This window comes from Hirschia baltica ATCC 49814 (assembly GCF_000023785.1).
Classification (GTDB): Bacteria; Pseudomonadota; Alphaproteobacteria; order Caulobacterales; family Hyphomonadaceae; genus Hirschia; species Hirschia baltica.
On the sequence record NC_012982.1, the window covers coordinates 2293955 to 2312261 of the forward strand.

Genomic DNA, 18307 nt, shown 5'->3' on the forward strand with positions numbered 1-18307 from the left:
TGCAGATAGGTAAACCTTTGTATTAATAGGTTTCATCCCCCAAAGCATCGGCCTTCATAGAGTATAAAGTGAGATTTTAAGTGGAACGTACAAGCGTCATTATACCGACTTATAATCGTGCTGACTTTCTCGTTGAAGCCCTCGAAAGCGTGCTCAATCAAACCTTGCCGCCAGCAGAAATTCTCGTCATGGATGATGGGTCACCGGACGACACCGCCGCCCGCATGCAGGCCTATGGCGATCGTATCCGCTATATACAAAAAGATAATTCGGGCAAAGCAGACACGCTAAATCAAGCCTTAAAGCTAACTCAAAATCCTTTAATCTGGATTATGGATGATGATGACATCGCCCACCCTGACGCGTTGGAAAATTTGACTAAACTGCTAGATGGCCAACCAGAAATCGGCATAGCCTACGGTAAATACAATCGTTTTTCTATAAATGAGCAAAATGGCGAGAGAGTTTTTCAAGACGTAGGTCACTGGACAGACTGTGAAGCCAACATTTTCTTCACAACAACATTACAGGACTTTTTCGTCCATCACCCAGGGATGCTTGTTCGCAAATCAGCCTATGATGCAGCAGGACCATTTTCACTAGATTATCCACGCCTTGAAGATTATGAAATGCTGGTCCGCCTCGCCCAAGTCACGCGCACCGCGAACACAAATTCAAGCATATTTCTACAAAGACAACACGAAGGTGATCGCGTTGGTGGCCTTGTAGCTGCAGAACGAACACAACGTTGGATAGATGAAGAAAAACAGTTTTTCACTAAACTTTACAATGAATTAGATCTCAATACATATCTAAATGTTTTCAAAAAATATGATTTATCTCCATTGGAAAAACGTCAAGCTCTCATCCAACGCGCGGTGATAATGGCGCGAAAAAAACTTTGGCATTTTGCTCTAAGCGACTTAGAGCAAGCTTCATCAATCGAAGCCGAATCCAATCCCAGCTTATCCTCCGGCGAGGCTGCGATTCTAAGATTCATTCTGTTTTCCAAATACGGTTCAACTGAACTGATCGAAGACAATTATATCGTCGAAGACCTAAAAAAAATCGCCAAAATCAGCTCAATTGGCAGTTTGATCACTAAATCTATTGCACGTAGTCAAATTTGGTTCATACGAAATTCAGCTAAAACCTACCAGTTTGCGGCACTTCGCAAACATGCCGCCATAATGGTGTCTCTTTATTTGGCTGGATAGAATATTTTTGAATGACGCAAACCAAATACTCCGAAGAACAAAACGAAACGCCTCATGTCGCAAAAGCCATGCGCTCAGGCCTAGCATGGAATTTACTCAATACATTCGCATCTCAGGGTGCTGGATTTGTAATATTTCTAATCCTTGCCGTAAAACTAGAGCCTGAGGTTTTTGGTTTAATTGCATTGGCTACGATTATGGCAGACATGGTCGCAATTGATGCTCGAAATGCAGGTATGGATGCCATCGTTCAGGCCAAGCGTTATGATTCTGAATATTTAAATTCGTCATTCCTTGGATTTATGGGCATTGCAATCACAAGCATGCTTATCCTTATCATCAGCGCCCCTGTGTTAGCGCATATTTATGACGCTCCAATGCTTATGCAATTCATACCTGTATTTGGTGTCATGCTTCTTCCTATCCCCTGGCTTGCGGTGATGGATGCGATAATCATGCGAAATCTAGGTTTTAAGGAGCTAACGCAGCGCAATATTTTAGGCACAGTTATTGGCGGAGCAGCAGGTATTGCCACTGCTTTTTCTCCTTGGATGATTTGGGCGCTTGTTGTTCAAAGAGTCGTATCTCTCATTGTCGCTATTGTGTTTGAATACCTTCACACAAAATGGGCACCCAATTTCCGGCTCAGCTTGTTGGAAGGGCGAGATTTTCTGAAACGATTTGCCCCCTTATGGGCCGTAGCTACTCTAAACATCGCCATGCCAAGAATTGCCACTATGGTATTTGGAATACGCTATGGTGCTGGTGAAGTCGGCCTATTAAGAGCAGCGCTTCGCATTGATGAGTCTCTGCGCGGCCCTTTAATATCTCCACTTCAAGGTCTCTGGTTTCCGTTAATGGCAAAAGTGCGAGGTCATCTTGAAAAGGAACAAGAAGTCTATCTCACTATTCTGCGTACAGCTGCATTCGTGTCTTTGCCCGCATTTGTTGGCATTGCATTGGTCGCTGATGATGTTGTGTCAGTTATACTTCCTGAAACTTATTCAAAAGTCGGCCCCTTAATGCAAGCTGTTGCATTGGTTGCCCTTCTCATTCCCATATCTTGGTTCAATTCGCTGTCGATGAACGCTTTAGAAATGAATAAGGAAGCGCTGGTTTACACTATAGTCAACGTTATAGCCGCGACGCTTGCGTTATTGGCTTTCTCCAACGTAGCCCCCAACCATGCTTTATTAATAATGGCAGCGCCGGGTGTTTTAATTGGTGTAGGTGGGAATATTGTTGTTATGAAGAGGCTACAATTATCGCTCATCAAACACTATTTAGGCCTTTTCCCTGCTGTTTTTGCAGCCTTTATCATGGGCTTATGTGTTTGGGTCGTTAGAGAGTTTATCCATGATTGGCCACCTATTGCGCGGTTGGTCATCAGCGCAATCGTAGGAATTGCAATTTATGGCGGCTGGATCGCTGCATTTTTCCCAAACTGGATGAAGGAACGCATAAATCTTCTGCGTGGTAGAGGAAATGTCGAGATCTAAATTTGTAGAGTCAAATCTCGACATTCCTAAAAATTTTTAGATCGAAGAACGAATGTGCTCACGTACGTTTTCAATGTAAAACGTCTTTAAGCGTTCATTTAACTCTTCCCCGAGAGCTGGCAGTTCAGACACACGTGCATTACGTTCAACTTGCTCTGGTCGAGAACATCCAGCGATAATAGTTGTCACCGCATCTTGGTCTAAAATCCATCTCAAGCTCATATCTGCCAAGCTCATACCTTCGGGTACAAACTGCTTCAATTCATTTGCAAGCGCGACAGCCTTACTAAATTCAATCCCTGAGAATGTCTCTCCAACCGAGAAAAACTGCCCATCTTTATTGAAATTACGGTGATCAGTTTCGGCAAATTCATGGTCGGCTGAATATTTTCCCGACAACACACCACTAGCAAGCGGAAGACGGACAATAATACCTACATTCGAAGCTTTTGCTTTAGGCAGAAGCGATTCTATTGCGTCCTGACGAAACAGATTGAATATGATCTGGAGGCTGGCAAGAGCTTCCTGTTCCAAACATATTTCTGCTTCCTCGATTGTTTCAACACTCGCCCCCCAATTATCAAACAATCCCTCAGATTGGAGAATATTCATGTCTTCAAATATCTGACCATCTTCAAGAACTGGCTTGGGAACACAATGAAGTTGGACTAAATCAAAAGCTTCTCCACCAACACGTGCGATAGAACCTTCAATGTTTTTCCTCAAAGCATCCAAATTATACTTGTCAGGATACAACCCGCCATCTCGTCCCACTTTTGTGGTAATAAACGGTTTTGTTGATTGCGATTGCAAATGTTTGCCAATCAGTCCTTCACTCCGCCCAGCTCCATAAACATCTGCTGTATCTAAAAAAGTGATGTTTTCTTTTGTTGCAGCCTCTAGCACTTGTAAACTTTGTGCGTCCTCAATAGGACCAAATTCACCCCCTAATTGCCAGCAACCTAATCCGATTTCTGAGACACGTTTTCCGGTTTTTCCTAGTATTCTTGAACGCATAAGTTTCTCTTCTCTTTAACTCAAATCCATCGGTTTGAGATAACCCATCAAAATGTTTAGCGCTATCATTTTCTCAATTCAAAACTATTTTGATCTTTGTTCCAGCCATATAAATCAGAATATGGAATTGCATTTTATCCATTTAAGGGCCGAAAACCAAAAGCTAAAAAGTAGCTATATGTGTTATAAAATAAGCCATTTCATAACTTTCACCCGTGCATTCCAAATCAGAATTCACTTGCTGAATGAAGTACTCAATGACATCCAATATAGAGGAGTATGCGCCGAAAGTATTCAAAACGAAAGTGTTGACAGTTTTCATTTCTATAAGGCAACACCAACTTGAATTGATCACAACTGACCACTCCTCTTGCCTAGACGATGGTAACAACATGCCCAAATCTCAATCAGATGACCCCAGTTTTAACGCTCTGATTAATTTGAAAATAGACAATAAAACCAAACCAGTAAACTCACTTGGACGTATTGAATCCCTCGCAAAGCAGATTGCTGATATTCAGGAAAATCTGAGTCCAGTTATGGATACATGCCGATTAACTATCTTTGCTGCTGATCACGGAATGGCGGCCGCAGGCGTGTCGGCCTTCCCTCAAATCGTCACGCAACAAATGGTATTGAACTTCTTAAATGGCGGAGCAGCAGCAAATGTTTTTGCCCGCTCTGCACAAGTGGATTTGCAGGTTGTCGATGCTGGAGTTGCCGGAGAAGCTATTGAACATCCCAACCTAATCTCTCGCCGGATAGCGCCGGGAACCCAAAATGCAATAATTGTTTCGGCAATGACTGAAGTGCAATTATCCAACGCAATTGAACATGGCAAAGAAATTGGTGAAGCTGGCGATTGGGATGCTGTTTGTTATGGCGAAATGGGAATTGGAAACACATCATCAGCAACGTTATTGGCCCATAAGACGCTTGGTCTATCACTTGATATCCTAACTGGGCGCGGGACAGGTTTGGATGATGATGGTCTTGCAAAAAAACGTAATCTGCTAGAGCAAGCTTCCAACAGGACACCTCAAGCCTTGTCACCAAAACAAGCGCTTATGGAATATGGTGGTTTTGAAATTGCCATGATGACAGGGGCTATGCTCGGTGCCGCTTCAACAAACAAACTCATCATCGTTGATGGCTTTATTGCGAGCGCTGCTGCACTCATGGCGATAAAGTTAGATGCTTCAGTTCAGAAAAACATGGTGTTTGCTCATCTATCTGATGAATTGGGGCATGCAGCCATGCTCAAGGCCATGCAGGTTTCCCCTATCCTCGATCTAAAACTGCGTCTTGGCGAAGGAACAGGTGCCCTCTTGGCTTGGCCAATAATAAAAGCTGCCGCGGCTATGCTCAATGAGATGGCCAGTTTCGAGAGTGCAAATGTGAGCGATGGAACATGATCTTATTCCTCCGCAATGAAATATCGATTTTTCTCATTGCTGTTCAATTCCTGACGCGCATTCCCTTACCTAGAAATATTGGATTCACCCAAAAACGTCTCGCTTCATCGCCAAGATATTTCCCACTCGTGGGCTTAGCAATCGGCTCGATTGGAGCTATTGCATATTTCCTATCATCTCACCTATTCCCACCAGTCATCGCGATTGTCATTTCAACGATTATCACTTGTTTATTGACCGGCGGATTTCATGAAGACGGTTTAGCTGACACTTTTGATGGTATTGGCGGCGGACATACCAAAGAGCGCGCGCTAGATATAATGAAGGATAGCCGCATTGGCACATATGGCAGCCTAGCGCTCGGCTTAATGCTCGCCTTGAAAATCATGGCCTTATCAGCACTGCCACATCTAACAATCATCATAGCCATTATTGCAGCACATGGATTATCCCGCCTCTCCAGCGTGATGGTAATCGCCACAAGTTCATACGTTCGTGATCATGGAACTGGCAAACACACATCTGACGGCATCCATATAGCGGGGCTAATCTTGGCCCTCCTCACCGGAACTTTTGGTCTCTCACTTCTCGTTCTCTTTCTCCCGCTAGCATCTGCTTTATCAGCCCTTGTCGGTTGCTTGGCTGGGCACATTCTAATGCGAGCATTTTTCGAAAAGAAACTCAGTGGTTACACAGGGGACACTTTAGGTGCTGTTCAACAGAGCAGTGAAGTCGGCATATATCTGGCACTCCTCTCATGCTTATAACGCTCATCCGTCATACCCAATCAGATATCAAAAAAGGCATTTGCTATGGGCGCAGCGACATTGATGTCGCCCCCAATTTCAAAGAGATGGCTGACGCAGTCGCAGATAAATTGCAGCCCCAATTCAAATTGATTTCAAGCAATCTAATACGCTGCCAAAAGCTCGCCCATCATATTGGCAATATCTTCAATACTGACGTCACAATTGATGACCGTTTTCAGGAAATGGATTTTGGCAATTGGGAAAACACACCTTGGTCTAAAATCCCGCGCATGGAAATTGATGCTTGGGCAAATGATTTTCTTCATGCACGCCCACATGGCGGCGAAAGCGTTTATCAACTACGCAACCGTATCAGAACTGCACTTGCTGACTACACCTCATCCCCAGAACCGATAGTCATCATCACTCATGCCGGCGTTATAAAAGCAGCCCTTTCCACGGGTGACACTGCCGAACACTTCCAATCAAATATTGGGTTCGGAGAGATCATTGCTTTTGAGCCTTAATCAAAAATCAGGAAACAAAAAAAATGACTGACAATGACAATCACAAGAAACAAATGAAAGCGCTCCAGACAGAGCAAAACAAGAAAATATCAGAAGCTCAGGATCCCGGTCGCGGACTAATTCTAGTTCACACAGGTGATGGCAAGGGCAAATCCAGTTCGGCATTTGGTGTAATCGCACGTGCACTAGGATGGGGACATAAAGTCGGCGTTGTTCAATTCATAAAAGGTAAGTGGGTGACGGGTGAACGCCAGTTTTTTGCAAAATTCCCAGATCAATTAGATTGGCATACTATGGGTGATGGCTTCACTTGGAATACCCAAGACAAGGAGCGTGACATAGAAGCAGCACAAGCTGCTTTTGCACGAGCAATCGAAATGATGCAAAGCGATAAATATGAGCTTATTGTGCTGGATGAAATCAATATTGCGCTTCGCTATGAATATTTGAACATTGAAAATGTCATTGATGGGCTTAAGTCGCGCTCGAATAAAACCAGCGTCATTCTAACTGGACGGGATGCCAAACCAGACTTGTGTGAATACGCAGATCTTGTCAGCGAAATGCGAGAGATTAAGCATCCATTCAAGGCGGGAATTAAAGCTCAGCGAGGAATTGATTTTTAAACCACTCTCAAAAAACGGAATTGACACCTATTCGCACTTGCAGCATACCAGGCGTTAGATGGTGCTTCTCAAAAGAAGCTAAGAGGGAAGCTGGTGTAAATCCAGCACTATACCCGTAACTGTTAGCTAGGAGCTAATGGCCAATATGTCACTGAGGTCCAAACCTTGGGAAGACGGTCAGAAGCGTTGATTAGTAAGTCAGGAAACCTGCCGTCGCGTCGTTCGTCCGAAACCCGGGAAAAGGTTTATAGGGCGGAAGAGCACGCCTCTTCTCTGTAACGATAATGAATTGCTTGGCCGCCTGCACCCTACAAGGTGGGGCCAGATACATATCGTTATATAAAGCGCAGCAACAGGCGGCGGTGTGCTTTTGGATTTAGTTATGAATTATAAAACCGCCCTCCTTAGTGCCGTTGCTCTGTCTTGCTCGACGACAGCTTTTGCAGAAGAAAACGCAGCTGAGACGGATAAAAAGCTCGATACAATTGTCGTAAACAGCTCCCGCATTGGTCAAACCTTGACTGAAATTGGAACAAGCGTTGATATCATTACATCCGCTGATATCGAAGAATTAGGGTTTAGATTTGCACTCGATGCAATAGCCAACTCTCCTTCTGTCACAGTTAATCAAAATGGTAGCTTTGGCGGAAATGCTAGCGTGCGTATTCGCGGCGCAAGCTCGGGTCAAACTCTTGTTTTGATAGACGGTGTCCCTGTTGGAGACGTCAGCACAACGGATGGAAGTTTCAACTTTGCCAACATAGATAATTCTAATATTGACCGAATCGAAATCCTAAAAGGTGCGCAATCAACACTCTGGGGGTCAGATGCTATCGGCGGCGTCATCGCCATTACAACAAAAACACCAGATGACGGCTTTGGCGGCGATGCATTTGCCGAAATTGGTTCTTTCAGTACAAAACGCGGCGGCGCTGCAATTGAATATGGCAGTGACAAAGGCGATTTCCGCTTGTCAGCCTCGACAATTGATACGGATGGTATTTCCAAAGCAGATCAAGCCAATGGCAATGATGAAAGAGACGGCTTTAACAGTAACAATATCACAGCCAAAGGCGGTCTAAACTTTGGTTCCAACGCACGTCTTTCCGCCACTGTGAATTACACGGATTCTGAGTCCGAATATGATGGGTATGCATTTGGTGCTCAAGGTAATGTCGCAGATGGCGGACAACTTGGTCTCTCAGAAGTCTTGTCAGGAAATGTCGCTCTCTCACTACCCTTGTTTTCTGATCGCTTGGAAAATGATTTTCTTATTGGATATTCAGAGACTGACCGCCAAAACCTGACAAATGGCATTGAATCCTTTAAAGCCAATGGTGATCGTCTTATAGGGCGCTATCAAGGTGTCTTAACGATAAACGACCTTAACAAAGTTGCATTCGGACTGGAACACGAAGAAGGTAATTTCGACAGCGGTTCTACATTTGGCTCCGATGACGGAAACCAAACGAGTGACAGCCTATTTGCAATGTACGAATTGCAACCTGTTGATACCCTAACATTCACAGCAGGTGTTCGTGTTGATGACCACAGCGAATATGGCACCCAAACAACGGGCCGCCTCGCTGCCGCTTTCAATCCAACAGACCTTCTCACCCTTCGCGCAAGTTGGGGACAAGGTTTCAAAGCTCCAACACTATACCAATTGTTTAGCGCATATGGTGACCCTGATTTAGTACCTGAAGAGTCAGAAGGCTATGACATTGGTGTAGACCTGCGCACACCAGATCAAAAAGGCCTGTTCAGCCTGACATTCTTTGATCAAGAAGTAACAAACCAAATCGACTATTCCTATGCTAATTATCGCTATGACAATATTGCAAAAGTAAACTCTCAAGGCGTTGAATTTGCTGGAAGCTATGATTTGCTGAACTGGTTATCTGTAGACGTGAATTATGCGTATATTGATGCAGAGGATGACGCTGGACAACTTGTTCGTATTCCCGAACATTCAGGAGATGTCAGCTTGGCATTTCGCCCAGACGGCCCATTCGCAAGCTCAATTCTTCTTCGCTATAATGGCTCTGAAGAAGATGCCAATGGCACAGTTGATGAATGGACACGCGTTGACTTGAACGCCAGTTATGATGTCTCTGAAAACGTGCAATTATATACACGCATCGAGAACCTATTTGATGAAGAATATCAACAAATTCTTGGATATGGGACACCCGGACTATCGGGTTCATTTGGGCTAAGGTTAAACTACTAAATCCATGATAAGGCTGGCAATCATATTTGGTATATTGGTGCTGTGTGCGTGTACTCCACAGGAGACACAAACACCGCCGCCAAGAAAGCCAATGCGCATTGTCAGCCTTGATTATTGCGCCGATCAATATGTTCTAAAGTTTGTTGATCGGTCGCGTATTCTCGGTGTCTCACCAGACGCTGCAAAACAGTTTTCCTATATGAGAGACGCCGCTATAGACGTTCCAACCATACGTTCACTTGCTGAAGATGTGATCATTCAAAAACCCGACCTCGTCGTCAGGTCCTATGGCGGTGGCCCTAACGCTGCAGCTTTTTTTAAACAGGCAGGTATCCCCGTTTTAAATGTCGGATGGGCAAGTGATATCGAAGGCGTAAAAAGCGTCATTGCTCAAATGGCACAAGGCTTAGGCGAAGCTGAAAAAGGTCAGCAAGTCATTGATGAAATGACCGCCCGTTTAGCAGCGATTCCTGCCCCAACCAAACTCCTTACAGCTCTTTATATGACACCATCAGGCGTCACGACCGGATCAGGGTCACTTGTCCATGAAATGCTGCTTGCTGCTGGCCTCACTAATTTTCAGACTAAAGCCGGTTGGAGAACTCTTCCACTTGAACGCCTCGCATATGAACAGCCAGACATCATCGCCGCCGCCTTTTTTGAGAGCAAAACAAATCATAAAGATGCATGGAGCGCGATGCGAAATCCTATTGCCCGCAAACAGATGAAAAATACGCCAACCGTTTCAATCGAAGGGTCTTGGACTTCATGCGGTGCATGGTTTCTAGTCGACGCTATAGAAGCAATTGCCAGTTTGCGCATTCAACAAGAAGGCCGCGATACCAGTGTCCAGTATGACAATGCTAAGTAAGACAATGCTAATTCCAGTACTTATCGTACTCTCTATTCTCAGTGTTATTGCCGCCTGTTTATTAGGGTCAACGGCAATAGGAATAGACCGTGTCTTAGCTGCTCTCATAGGACAAGGAAGCACAGGCGACACGCTCGTAATCTGGCAAATACGCTTGCCGCGCGCGCTTGCTGCATACACCGTCGGCATGGCTTTGGGCATGAGCGGAGCCGCACTACAGGGGCTATTGAGAAACCCACTCGCTGAACCCGGCGTTTTAGGTGTATCCGCCACCGCTTCTCTGGCTGCAACTTTCACCATATATTACGGGTTATCGGTTTTAAGCCCGCTCTTATTGCCCATTTCAGCAATATTAGGCGCATTAGCAGCCACAAGCATTTTGGCGCTCGCCGCAACGCGCTCGCAATCGGTTGTCACACTCATCCTGATTGGTGTCGGAATTTCGAGTTTTTCAGGTGCCGCCATGAGCTTCATGCTGAACATGGCCCCCAATCCTTTTTCAATTGCCGACATGATAAACTGGATGCTTGGCTCTGTTGCCAATCGCAGCTTTGATGACCTCGCCTTATCTCTACCCTTCATGCTTGTTGGGATGCTCATTCTACTCCTCAAACGACGTGGACTATCTGCCCTCACGCTTGGAGATGAAGCCGCCAGTGGACTAGGGCTAAATTTGAAACATCAACGCATATACACCGTTCTTGGCGCAGGGTTGGCAACGGGTGCCGCAGTATCCATTGCTGGCGCTATCGGCTTTGTCGGTATTGTCGCGCCGCACATTATTCGCCCCTTTGTCAATTATGATCCGGCGCGATCCCTCATTCCTTCTGCTCTTTTGGCTGGATTATTCTTAACAATTGCCGATATCCTTATCCGCATACTCCCCACCCATAATGAATTGAAGCTTGGTGTCGTTGCGGCCCTTATTGGTGCACCTGCCTTCATTTGGATCGCGATGCAAAGGCAGGCTGAAAATGGCTAAGCTACAAGTTTCAAATCTGTGCGTTCAAGCAGGCTCGACTTGCCTTGTGCAAGACGCTTCATTTTCCCTCAAACGTGGAGAGTTAATTGCCCTATTGGGTCCAAATGGAGCAGGTAAAAGCAGCCTTCTGCGCGCATGTTTAGGGCTAAGAAAAGCATCTTCCGGCAGCTCCACGATAGATGGACAAGATCTCACGCGGTTACCGCCGATTGAACGTGCAAAACACATTGCCTACCTTCCCCAAATGACACCCCTTGCATGGCCAAACACAGTCAAAGACGTGATCGCCTTAGGCCGTTTTTCTCATGGCGCAAACCTAAGCAAACTTACAGGAAAAGATGCAGATGCAGTCTCTTCAGCCATAATAAAAAGCGATATAGAGCATCTCACACAACGCAGAATGGACACATTATCTGGCGGTGAGTTAGCGCGCGTGCATTGTGCCCGTGTATTTGCGTCTGAAACACCATTGCTCATCGCGGATGAACCAGTCGCCGCTCTCGATCCACGCCATCAATTTCGAGTCATGGACCTGATTAAAAACTATGTTGATCAAGATAATGGCGCCCTTATCGTGTTGCATGACATTGCACTTGCCGCCAAATATGCCACGCGCTTGATCTGGATGAAGGACACAAAAATTATTGCCGATGGTCCCGCTTCCCAAACATTGACTGAGCAACGCCTGATGGATGTTTATGGCGTCCGTTCCAAAATCAACGGGTCCGACATTCAAATTCTTGGTGCAACATGACGTGTCGTGCAATTATGCTCCAAGGCACTGGTTCTGATGTTGGCAAATCCAGCATTGTCGCTGGTCTTTGTAGACTAGCAAAACATCGCGGAATTTCTGTAGCGCCTTTTAAGCCTCAAAACATGTCCAACAATGCTGCCGCTTGTCCATCTGGTGGAGAAATTGGACGCGCCCAAGCCCTACAGGCTCAAGCCGCTGGATTAGACCTACACACAGATTTCAATCCAGTCTTGCTAAAGCCCCAATCAGATCGCACAGCACAAGTGATTGTCCACGGTCATCCCATAAATACATTCGAAGCAGCAGATTACATGAATTCTCGTGATAATTTGATGGGCGCAGTCATGGAAAGTTTTGACCGCCTTGCTGCTAAACATGATCTTATTATTGTCGAAGGTGCCGGCAGCCCGGCAGAGATTAATCTACGCGCGCGCGATATTGCCAATATGGGTTTTGCTCGCAAAGCTGGTATCCCTGTCAGCCTCATTGGAGACATCGACAAAGGCGGCGTGATCGCCAGCTTAGTTGGCACAAAGAATGTCATCTCTCCAACAGATGCGGAAATGATCACCAGCTTTATCATCAATAAATTTCGCGGTGATCCTGCATTATTTGATGATGGAATATCAGCTATAGAAAAAATGACAGGATGGCCCTGCTTCGGCGTCATTCCTTGGCTACCAACTTTATCTCACCTCCCAGCAGAGGATGCGGTTTCCCTCATTCAGCCTTCTGTATCAACATCAAACAAACTCCGCATAGCAGCCCCCATGTTATCGCGAATGGCCAATTTTGATGATGCTGATCCTTTGCGCCTTGATCCCAATATAGATTTTCAATGGGTCGCTCCGGGCAAAAATATACCGCGCAATGTCGATGTCATCATGCTATTTGGAACCAAATCCACTATTTCCGATATGGAATTCGTTCTCGAGCAAGGCTGGGATATTGATATTCTCGCACATGCTCGCGCTGGCGGACATATATTCGGCATTTGTGGTGGCTATCAAATTTTGGGACAATCCATTTCGGATTTGAATGGATATGAAGGACCAAAGAAAAAAATAAATGGTCTCGGTTTACTCAATATCGACACACACATGTACAACACCAAAACGGTTTCTCCTGTGTCCGCCTATTGTGCCTCAACGGATATCCAAACCTCAGGCTACAGAATCCATGCCGGTCGCTCCTTCGGTGCAGACTGCAACCGTCCTCTGCTAAAAATAGATGGAAGCAATGAAGGCGCTACAAGCTCCAACAACCTCACATCTGGGTGTTATGTGCATGGGCTATTTGCATCAGATGAATATCGTCAAACATGGATTAAGCGCTGGGGGCAGCCAATAGACAATGCCTATAATTACAATCAAACGGTTGAAGACACGCTCGATCAATTAGCGTCAGATTTGGACTCTGTTTTAGATGTTGATGCCCTGTTTGCGAGTGCACAACCTGTAGGTTGGTCACCAAACCAGCAATGACCGCAATAAACATTGTTCTGCTAGCTTGGGCAATTGAAGCCCTCTTTGGTTGGCCAGATTGGCTATATCAAGAAATCAAACACCCCGTTGTGTGGATTGGTGCATTTATTTCCAAATTTGACCGGATGTGGAACCACCCAAATGTCTCTCATCAAGCACGCTATATGGCGGGAGCAACCACATCTATTATAGCCATCACTTCAACAACCGGACTAGCATGTATGATATCTTTTCTATTATCATACAGCCCATTGGGGTGGATCATTGAAGCAATATTCATCTCTAGCTTAATCGCGTCCCGCAGCCTCTATATGCATATCCACAAAGTGCTGCTTCCGCTAAAAAATGACGACATTCCAGCGGCACGAATTGCAGTGAGCCAAATTGTCGGACGAGAGACCTCTCAACTAACTGCATCAGAAATTTCTCGAGCAAGCTTGGAAAGCCTTGCCGAAAACACATCAGATGGAGTGGTTGCGCCACTTTTCTGGGCAGTATTGTTTGGCCTACCCGGTATCGCTGCATATAAAGCGATAAACACGCTCGACTCCATGATCGGGCATAAGAGTGAAAAATATCACGCATTTGGTGGTTTCGCTGCTCGACTGGATGATATCGTCAATCTATTGCCCGCAAGAATTACCGGCCTTGTTTTCGCACTTACAAGCTTGAAGCTCCAAGCATTGAAAATAATGCTTCAAGATGCGTCCAAACATCGTTCACCCAATGCAGGCTGGCCAGAAGCAGCCATGGCCGGCGCACTCAATATCAATTTGTCCGGCCCCCGCATTTACAACAATAAGCAAGTCGATGAACCCGTATTAAATGTTGAGGGTCACTCCCCATCTCCAGATGACATCCAGCGGGGTTTGATACTTTATATAAAATCCATGCTAGTGATCGCGACGCTTCTTGCAGCAATTCAGTTTTGGAGCTTGTGGCAATGAATGAAGATTTCCTTCATGGCGGCGCATTGGATATCATCGCACAGCGCTATCCTGATGCGCCCATGCCGTGGATTGATTTATCAACCGGCATCAATCCTTGGTCATGGCCTGTTGAAAAATGCCAACCAGTCTCACTCGCGCATTTGCCAACAAAGTCGGAATATCAAAATTGCGTGCAGGCATTGTCATCTTACCTCAACGCTCCATCTGAGCACATTCTATTAGCACCCGGCAGTGAATTATTGATCCGATTGCTACCAACGATACTCAATCCACAAAAAGTCGTCATTCATTCACCAATATATGGCGACCACATCAACACTTGGACAACAGCCAAGTGTGAAATTATCGAGACTAAATCACCACTCACATACGCTGATAGCGCTGATTGCATCGTCATTTGCAACCCAAATAATCCCGATGGACACGCTTACAGCCGCGAAGAATTAGACGAAGCGCTAAACAAATTATCAGCTCACAACGGCTATCTCATCATTGATGAAGCTTATGCAGATTTATATCCAGACCTAAGCCTTGCAGATTGTGCAGGCCGCAAAGGTCTCATTATCCTACGCTCTATTGGCAAGTTTTTCGGCCTAGCAGGGCTGCGTTTAGGGGCAATATTGGCAGAGCCGGAAATACTCAAAGCCATGCAAGACAGGCTAGGTGTGTGGAGCGTCTCCACACAAGCACTACACATAGGCGCAGCAGCATATCGAGATTTCAAATGGCATGAAGAAACACGTTCTCGTCTAAAATCCGAGATACAAAAACTAGATCAAATTCTCAACTCAAACTCCATCACCCAAATCACCGGCACAAATTTATATCGCTTTATAAACATTGAAAATGCGCATAAAGCTTGGGACGTATTGATTTCAAAAGGAATTTACACAAGGCGATTTGATTGGACCAACAATCATCTTCGCATAGGATTGCCCACAAATGCGGATGCATCCAATCGCTTGGCGCAGGCTCTTAGCCTTTTAAGGTAAGCGGCAACCCCGCCGCCACAAACTCAACCTTATCAGCACAAGCGGCAATAGTTTGGTTTAACCGCCCCTGCGCATCGCGAAACTCTCGCCCTAAAGGGGTTTCAGGAACTAGTCCCATACCAACCTCGTTGGAAACTAAAACAATCGTTCCATGCACTTGCGATAAAGCTTTCAGAAGTTTTTGAGTTTCCATTTCAATATCACGTTTATCCAACATGATATTGCTTAGCCATAAGGTCAGACAGTCCACTAAAATAGCAAGATGTCCACCCTGCTCACATCTAAGTATAATCTGAGCAAGCTCAATTGGTTCCTCAAATGTCTCCCAAGATGTATCACGGTCTAATTTATGATGTGAAATGCGTTGTGTCATCTCCTCATCAAACGCTTGTGCCGTCGCGATATAACAACGTTTATCCGACACCCCTTCAACAATTTGTTGCGCCCGACGGCTTTTACCTGATCGCGCACCACCAAGTATGAAAACAACACTCATTTTGCATTCCGCCAGAACTGAGATGACCTAATAATAGCTTAGCTTCTCAGCTTATAAAAATATATCAACCCATTAAAAATAAAAGAATTTTACTTAAACAGACCTGACATAAAAATGCTCAATTCAGATTAATAACAGCCCGTACAATATTCCCACAACCAAGATATTCAATCTCTGGAAAAGCGAGCTGACGCGCTAACGCAATTCCACGTCCACGATAAGTTGTTCCAGTAGGTTGTTCCTTATCTAATGCCGCAAAATCAAAACCACTCCCCTCATCTTCAATAAGAAAGGTGATTTGTTCAGCTGTCCTAGAATACCTAATCACAACTTCGCGTTCACTATATCTTGGATCTTGCAGTCGAGTTTCTATCTCATTTCGCCAGTTACCTGACATGATCAAATCTTGTTTTTGTTGAGATGAAATTTCAAGGTTTCCATGCTCTACTGCGTTCACCATCAATTCCCGCAAACCAATTGCAACCATGTCCGCATTTGGGCATGCAATTGCTAACATTGTTGATAAATTTCTAGCCTCAGTCAAAGTCGAAAACGAGAATTCACCATTATTAATCGTCCCGATAGCCGACTTACGAAGTGAAACCTCTTCTCGCAATGAATGGGATTGTAACCTTAACTCGCGGCAAGCCTTACTTACTGATTTTAGGGTTTCAAAATCCGTATCCATCGGCAACACAAAGTCCGCTATTTCATCATGGCATCTATCCGAACTGATTAAGATAGAGCTGAAAAATTCGGTTGAGTGATCACGTGCAAGTTTTAGCCTATCAATATGGGTTTCTGCCACAATAACAAAGTCTACTTCACTTCCCGCTGGAAGTTTATCACCAACATGCAGCGAACTTCCATACTCTCCATATAAGTATTCAATCAGCTCTTCAGTAACAACATGGCTGCTTGGGGAAGCTATCCAAACGCAATTCTTCACTGCGCTAGTTCTGTAATAGCTCCTCATGTCTTTAGGAGGCAGAACTTTCATTGATAGAATGGTTAAATCATCATCGAATTTTTTATTGTTCGTTCGTTGAACCATCTTTTCAAATACAGCCTCGATAAAGGCTGGCCCCGTGTGTTGGTTCTCCGATATCTTTAGGAGCAATTCTCCCAACTCATCGGTTCCCAGTGTGTTTTCGGGATGTTCAAAATCTTCATAGAGCGCATCACTATAGAGGAATAACCTGTCATTTGGAGCAAGCACCTCTATTTTAGATTCGTAGTTTATTTCTGATGCGCATCCCAAAATAGGTCCAGTCGTTTGCAACTTATCAAACCCGCTTTTTCTATCTCTAAAGACAAACGGTGTTGGACTTCCAGCATTTACATATTCTAGTTCATGCTTTCGCCTGTGGTAGACACCATAAAACCCTGAGGCAAATTGCTCTGGTGGTAGAATTTTATATAATTCTTTATTTAACAATGACATCCATATTGCAGGCCTTCGTCTTTCCTCCTTCAAAGAAAGAATGATCAATTGCAACCTAAAGGCGTTTATTGCCGCTGTAACACCATGACCAGAAATATCAAAGGTTAGCAATCCGACCCGATCATTATCGATAGGCATGACATGCCACCAGTCGCCGCCCAGCATATTTGATGCTTCATAAAATGTGTCTATTTCTACATTTCTGGTTTCAGATATTGCGTCAATGGTCTCTTTAGACTGAAGCAAATCACATTGCATATTCTGTGCTGCAACAAGGTCTTTTTGAAACCGCACCTTATCCCTTCTCAATTGTTTCAGAAGGTTTCGTCTTTCCAACGCTCTTCTTATGCGAAGAATAAATTCTCCATCTGAAGATGGTTGGATAATAATTTCTGTTACGCCTGACTTAAAAGCTTCCAAACGTGCATCCTGATCATGCCTAGGAAGATAACATACGACCGGTATGTTATCATCTAAGATAGATTTTAATTGCTGACAAAGCTCTATAATTACATCAACGGTAAAATCATTATTTAGAATGACCAAGTCGGGCATTTCTTCATCAATTGCCGTGGAAGCTGTCTCAAAAGAATCAACAAATTTAAGGCATTCTAATCCACCAGCGCTTAGAGTTTTTCCAACTCTAGCCTGTGCGTAAATATCTTCAGATACTATCAAAATATTTGAAACATCTAATACAGAAGACAAATTCCGAAATACGCTCTCAGGCATGGCGTTTTCCTAATTTATAACATCAACCAATTGATCAAATTTGAACAGTTCAGCAACTACCGCCACATGACCTTGCAGATTTGAAATTTTGAAGCTCTTGCCTTTCTTCTTTGCCCTATCATTTGCAAGCAGCAATAACCCTATGCCGGCGGAATCAACTGTTTTCAATTCCTGCAAATCAACAACTACATTTGCAGCGGGACCATCTTCAATTTCTTGAATGACTGGATTGAAAACCTCATGATCTTCAAACGTTAAGACATCTGATACATTCACATAAAGAGTGTCACCTCTTTCGTCGAAACGGTATTTCATCGAT

Annotated in this window: 17 protein-coding genes and 1 riboswitch; of the genes, 13 read left to right on the top strand and 4 right to left on the bottom strand. The window is 44.6% G+C overall.

Annotation, left to right across the window (positions count from 1 at the left end):
- Positions 1-80 precede the first annotated feature (80 nt).
- Together HBAL_RS10795 and HBAL_RS10800 are read left to right on the top strand one after the other, a co-directional pair.
- Entirely contained in the window at positions 81-1217 is a 1137-nt protein-coding gene (locus HBAL_RS10795; RefSeq protein ID WP_015827979.1) for a glycosyltransferase family 2 protein, read from the top strand.
- Positions 1218-1228: 11 nt separating this feature from the next.
- Entirely contained in the window at positions 1229-2716 is a 1488-nt protein-coding gene (locus tag HBAL_RS10800; RefSeq protein WP_015827980.1) for an oligosaccharide flippase family protein, read from the top strand.
- A gap of 36 nt (positions 2717-2752) precedes the next feature.
- Here HBAL_RS10800 and HBAL_RS10805 read toward each other — a convergent pair whose 3' ends face one another.
- Positions 2753-3733 (bottom strand): aldo/keto reductase, encoded by a 981-nt coding sequence (locus tag HBAL_RS10805; RefSeq protein ID WP_015827981.1) that lies wholly within the window; start codon positions 3731-3733, stop codon positions 2753-2755.
- A gap of 257 nt (positions 3734-3990) precedes the next feature.
- Between HBAL_RS10805 and cobT the strand changes: the two genes are divergently transcribed.
- The 11 genes from cobT to cobD all read left to right on the top strand — a co-directional run bounded on the left by cobT (position 3991) and on the right by cobD (position 15316).
- The gene (gene cobT, locus HBAL_RS10810) at positions 3991-5148 is read left to right on the top strand and encodes a nicotinate-nucleotide--dimethylbenzimidazole phosphoribosyltransferase (RefSeq protein WP_015827982.1); all 1158 of its coding nucleotides are present in this window, start codon (positions 3991-3993) and stop codon (positions 5146-5148) included.
- Entirely contained in the window at positions 5145-5915 is a 771-nt protein-coding gene (cobS, locus tag HBAL_RS10815; protein ID WP_015827983.1) for an adenosylcobinamide-GDP ribazoletransferase, read from the top strand. Before cobT ends, cobS begins: the two co-directional genes overlap by 4 nt.
- On the top strand, positions 5906-6424 hold the full coding sequence (gene cobC / locus HBAL_RS10820) for an alpha-ribazole phosphatase family protein (protein WP_015827984.1): 519 nt from the start codon (positions 5906-5908) through the stop codon (positions 6422-6424). Before cobS ends, cobC begins: the two co-directional genes overlap by 10 nt.
- A gap of 23 nt (positions 6425-6447) precedes the next feature.
- Positions 6448-7050 (top strand): cob(I)yrinic acid a,c-diamide adenosyltransferase, encoded by a 603-nt coding sequence (cobO, locus tag HBAL_RS10825; RefSeq protein ID WP_015827985.1) that lies wholly within the window; start codon positions 6448-6450, stop codon positions 7048-7050.
- A gap of 42 nt (positions 7051-7092) precedes the next feature.
- Positions 7093-7277, top strand: a riboswitch (cobalamin riboswitch).
- A 155-nt stretch (positions 7278-7432) separates the two neighbouring features.
- On the top strand, positions 7433-9283 hold the full coding sequence (locus tag HBAL_RS10830) for a TonB-dependent receptor plug domain-containing protein (RefSeq protein ID WP_015827986.1): 1851 nt from the start codon (positions 7433-7435) through the stop codon (positions 9281-9283).
- 91 nt (positions 9284-9374) lie between these two features.
- Positions 9375-10154 carry an ABC transporter substrate-binding protein gene (locus tag HBAL_RS10835; protein WP_233356671.1) on the top strand — a complete coding sequence of 260 codons (780 nt, stop codon included), beginning with the start codon at positions 9375-9377 and terminating at the stop codon, positions 10152-10154.
- Between the two features lie 4 nt (positions 10155-10158).
- The gene (locus HBAL_RS10840; protein WP_233356672.1) at positions 10159-11136 is read left to right on the top strand and encodes a FecCD family ABC transporter permease; all 978 of its coding nucleotides are present in this window, start codon (positions 10159-10161) and stop codon (positions 11134-11136) included.
- The gene (locus HBAL_RS10845) at positions 11129-11890 is read left to right on the top strand and encodes an ABC transporter ATP-binding protein (RefSeq protein WP_015827989.1); all 762 of its coding nucleotides are present in this window, start codon (positions 11129-11131) and stop codon (positions 11888-11890) included. The genes HBAL_RS10840 and HBAL_RS10845 overlap by 8 nt, the downstream gene beginning before the upstream one ends.
- A complete protein-coding gene (locus tag HBAL_RS10850; RefSeq protein WP_015827990.1) occupies positions 11887-13374 on the top strand; it encodes a cobyric acid synthase in 1488 nt (495 codons plus the stop codon). The genes HBAL_RS10845 and HBAL_RS10850 overlap by 4 nt, the downstream gene beginning before the upstream one ends.
- The gene (cbiB, locus tag HBAL_RS10855; RefSeq protein ID WP_015827991.1) at positions 13371-14321 is read left to right on the top strand and encodes an adenosylcobinamide-phosphate synthase CbiB; all 951 of its coding nucleotides are present in this window, start codon (positions 13371-13373) and stop codon (positions 14319-14321) included. Before HBAL_RS10850 ends, cbiB begins: the two co-directional genes overlap by 4 nt.
- A complete protein-coding gene (gene cobD, locus HBAL_RS10860; RefSeq protein WP_015827992.1) occupies positions 14318-15316 on the top strand; it encodes a threonine-phosphate decarboxylase CobD in 999 nt (332 codons plus the stop codon). The genes cbiB and cobD overlap by 4 nt, the downstream gene beginning before the upstream one ends.
- Here the strand turns inward: cobD and cobU are convergent.
- The 3 genes from cobU to HBAL_RS10875 form a co-directional block, all read right to left on the bottom strand.
- Positions 15300-15812: a bifunctional adenosylcobinamide kinase/adenosylcobinamide-phosphate guanylyltransferase gene (gene cobU, locus HBAL_RS10865; RefSeq protein WP_015827993.1), complete on the bottom strand. Its 513-nt coding sequence runs from the start codon at positions 15810-15812 to the stop codon at positions 15300-15302. The two genes, cobD and cobU, sit on opposite strands and share 17 nt — an antisense overlap.
- Before the next feature lie 118 nt (positions 15813-15930).
- Complete coding sequence (locus HBAL_RS10870; RefSeq protein ID WP_015827994.1) at positions 15931-17988, bottom strand: ATP-binding SpoIIE family protein phosphatase; 2058 nt, start codon at positions 17986-17988, stop codon at positions 15931-15933.
- Between the two features lie 9 nt (positions 17989-17997).
- On the bottom strand, positions 17998-18303 hold the full coding sequence (locus HBAL_RS10875) for an STAS domain-containing protein (RefSeq protein WP_015827995.1): 306 nt from the start codon (positions 18301-18303) through the stop codon (positions 17998-18000).
- Between the last annotated feature and the right edge of the window lie 4 nt (positions 18304-18307).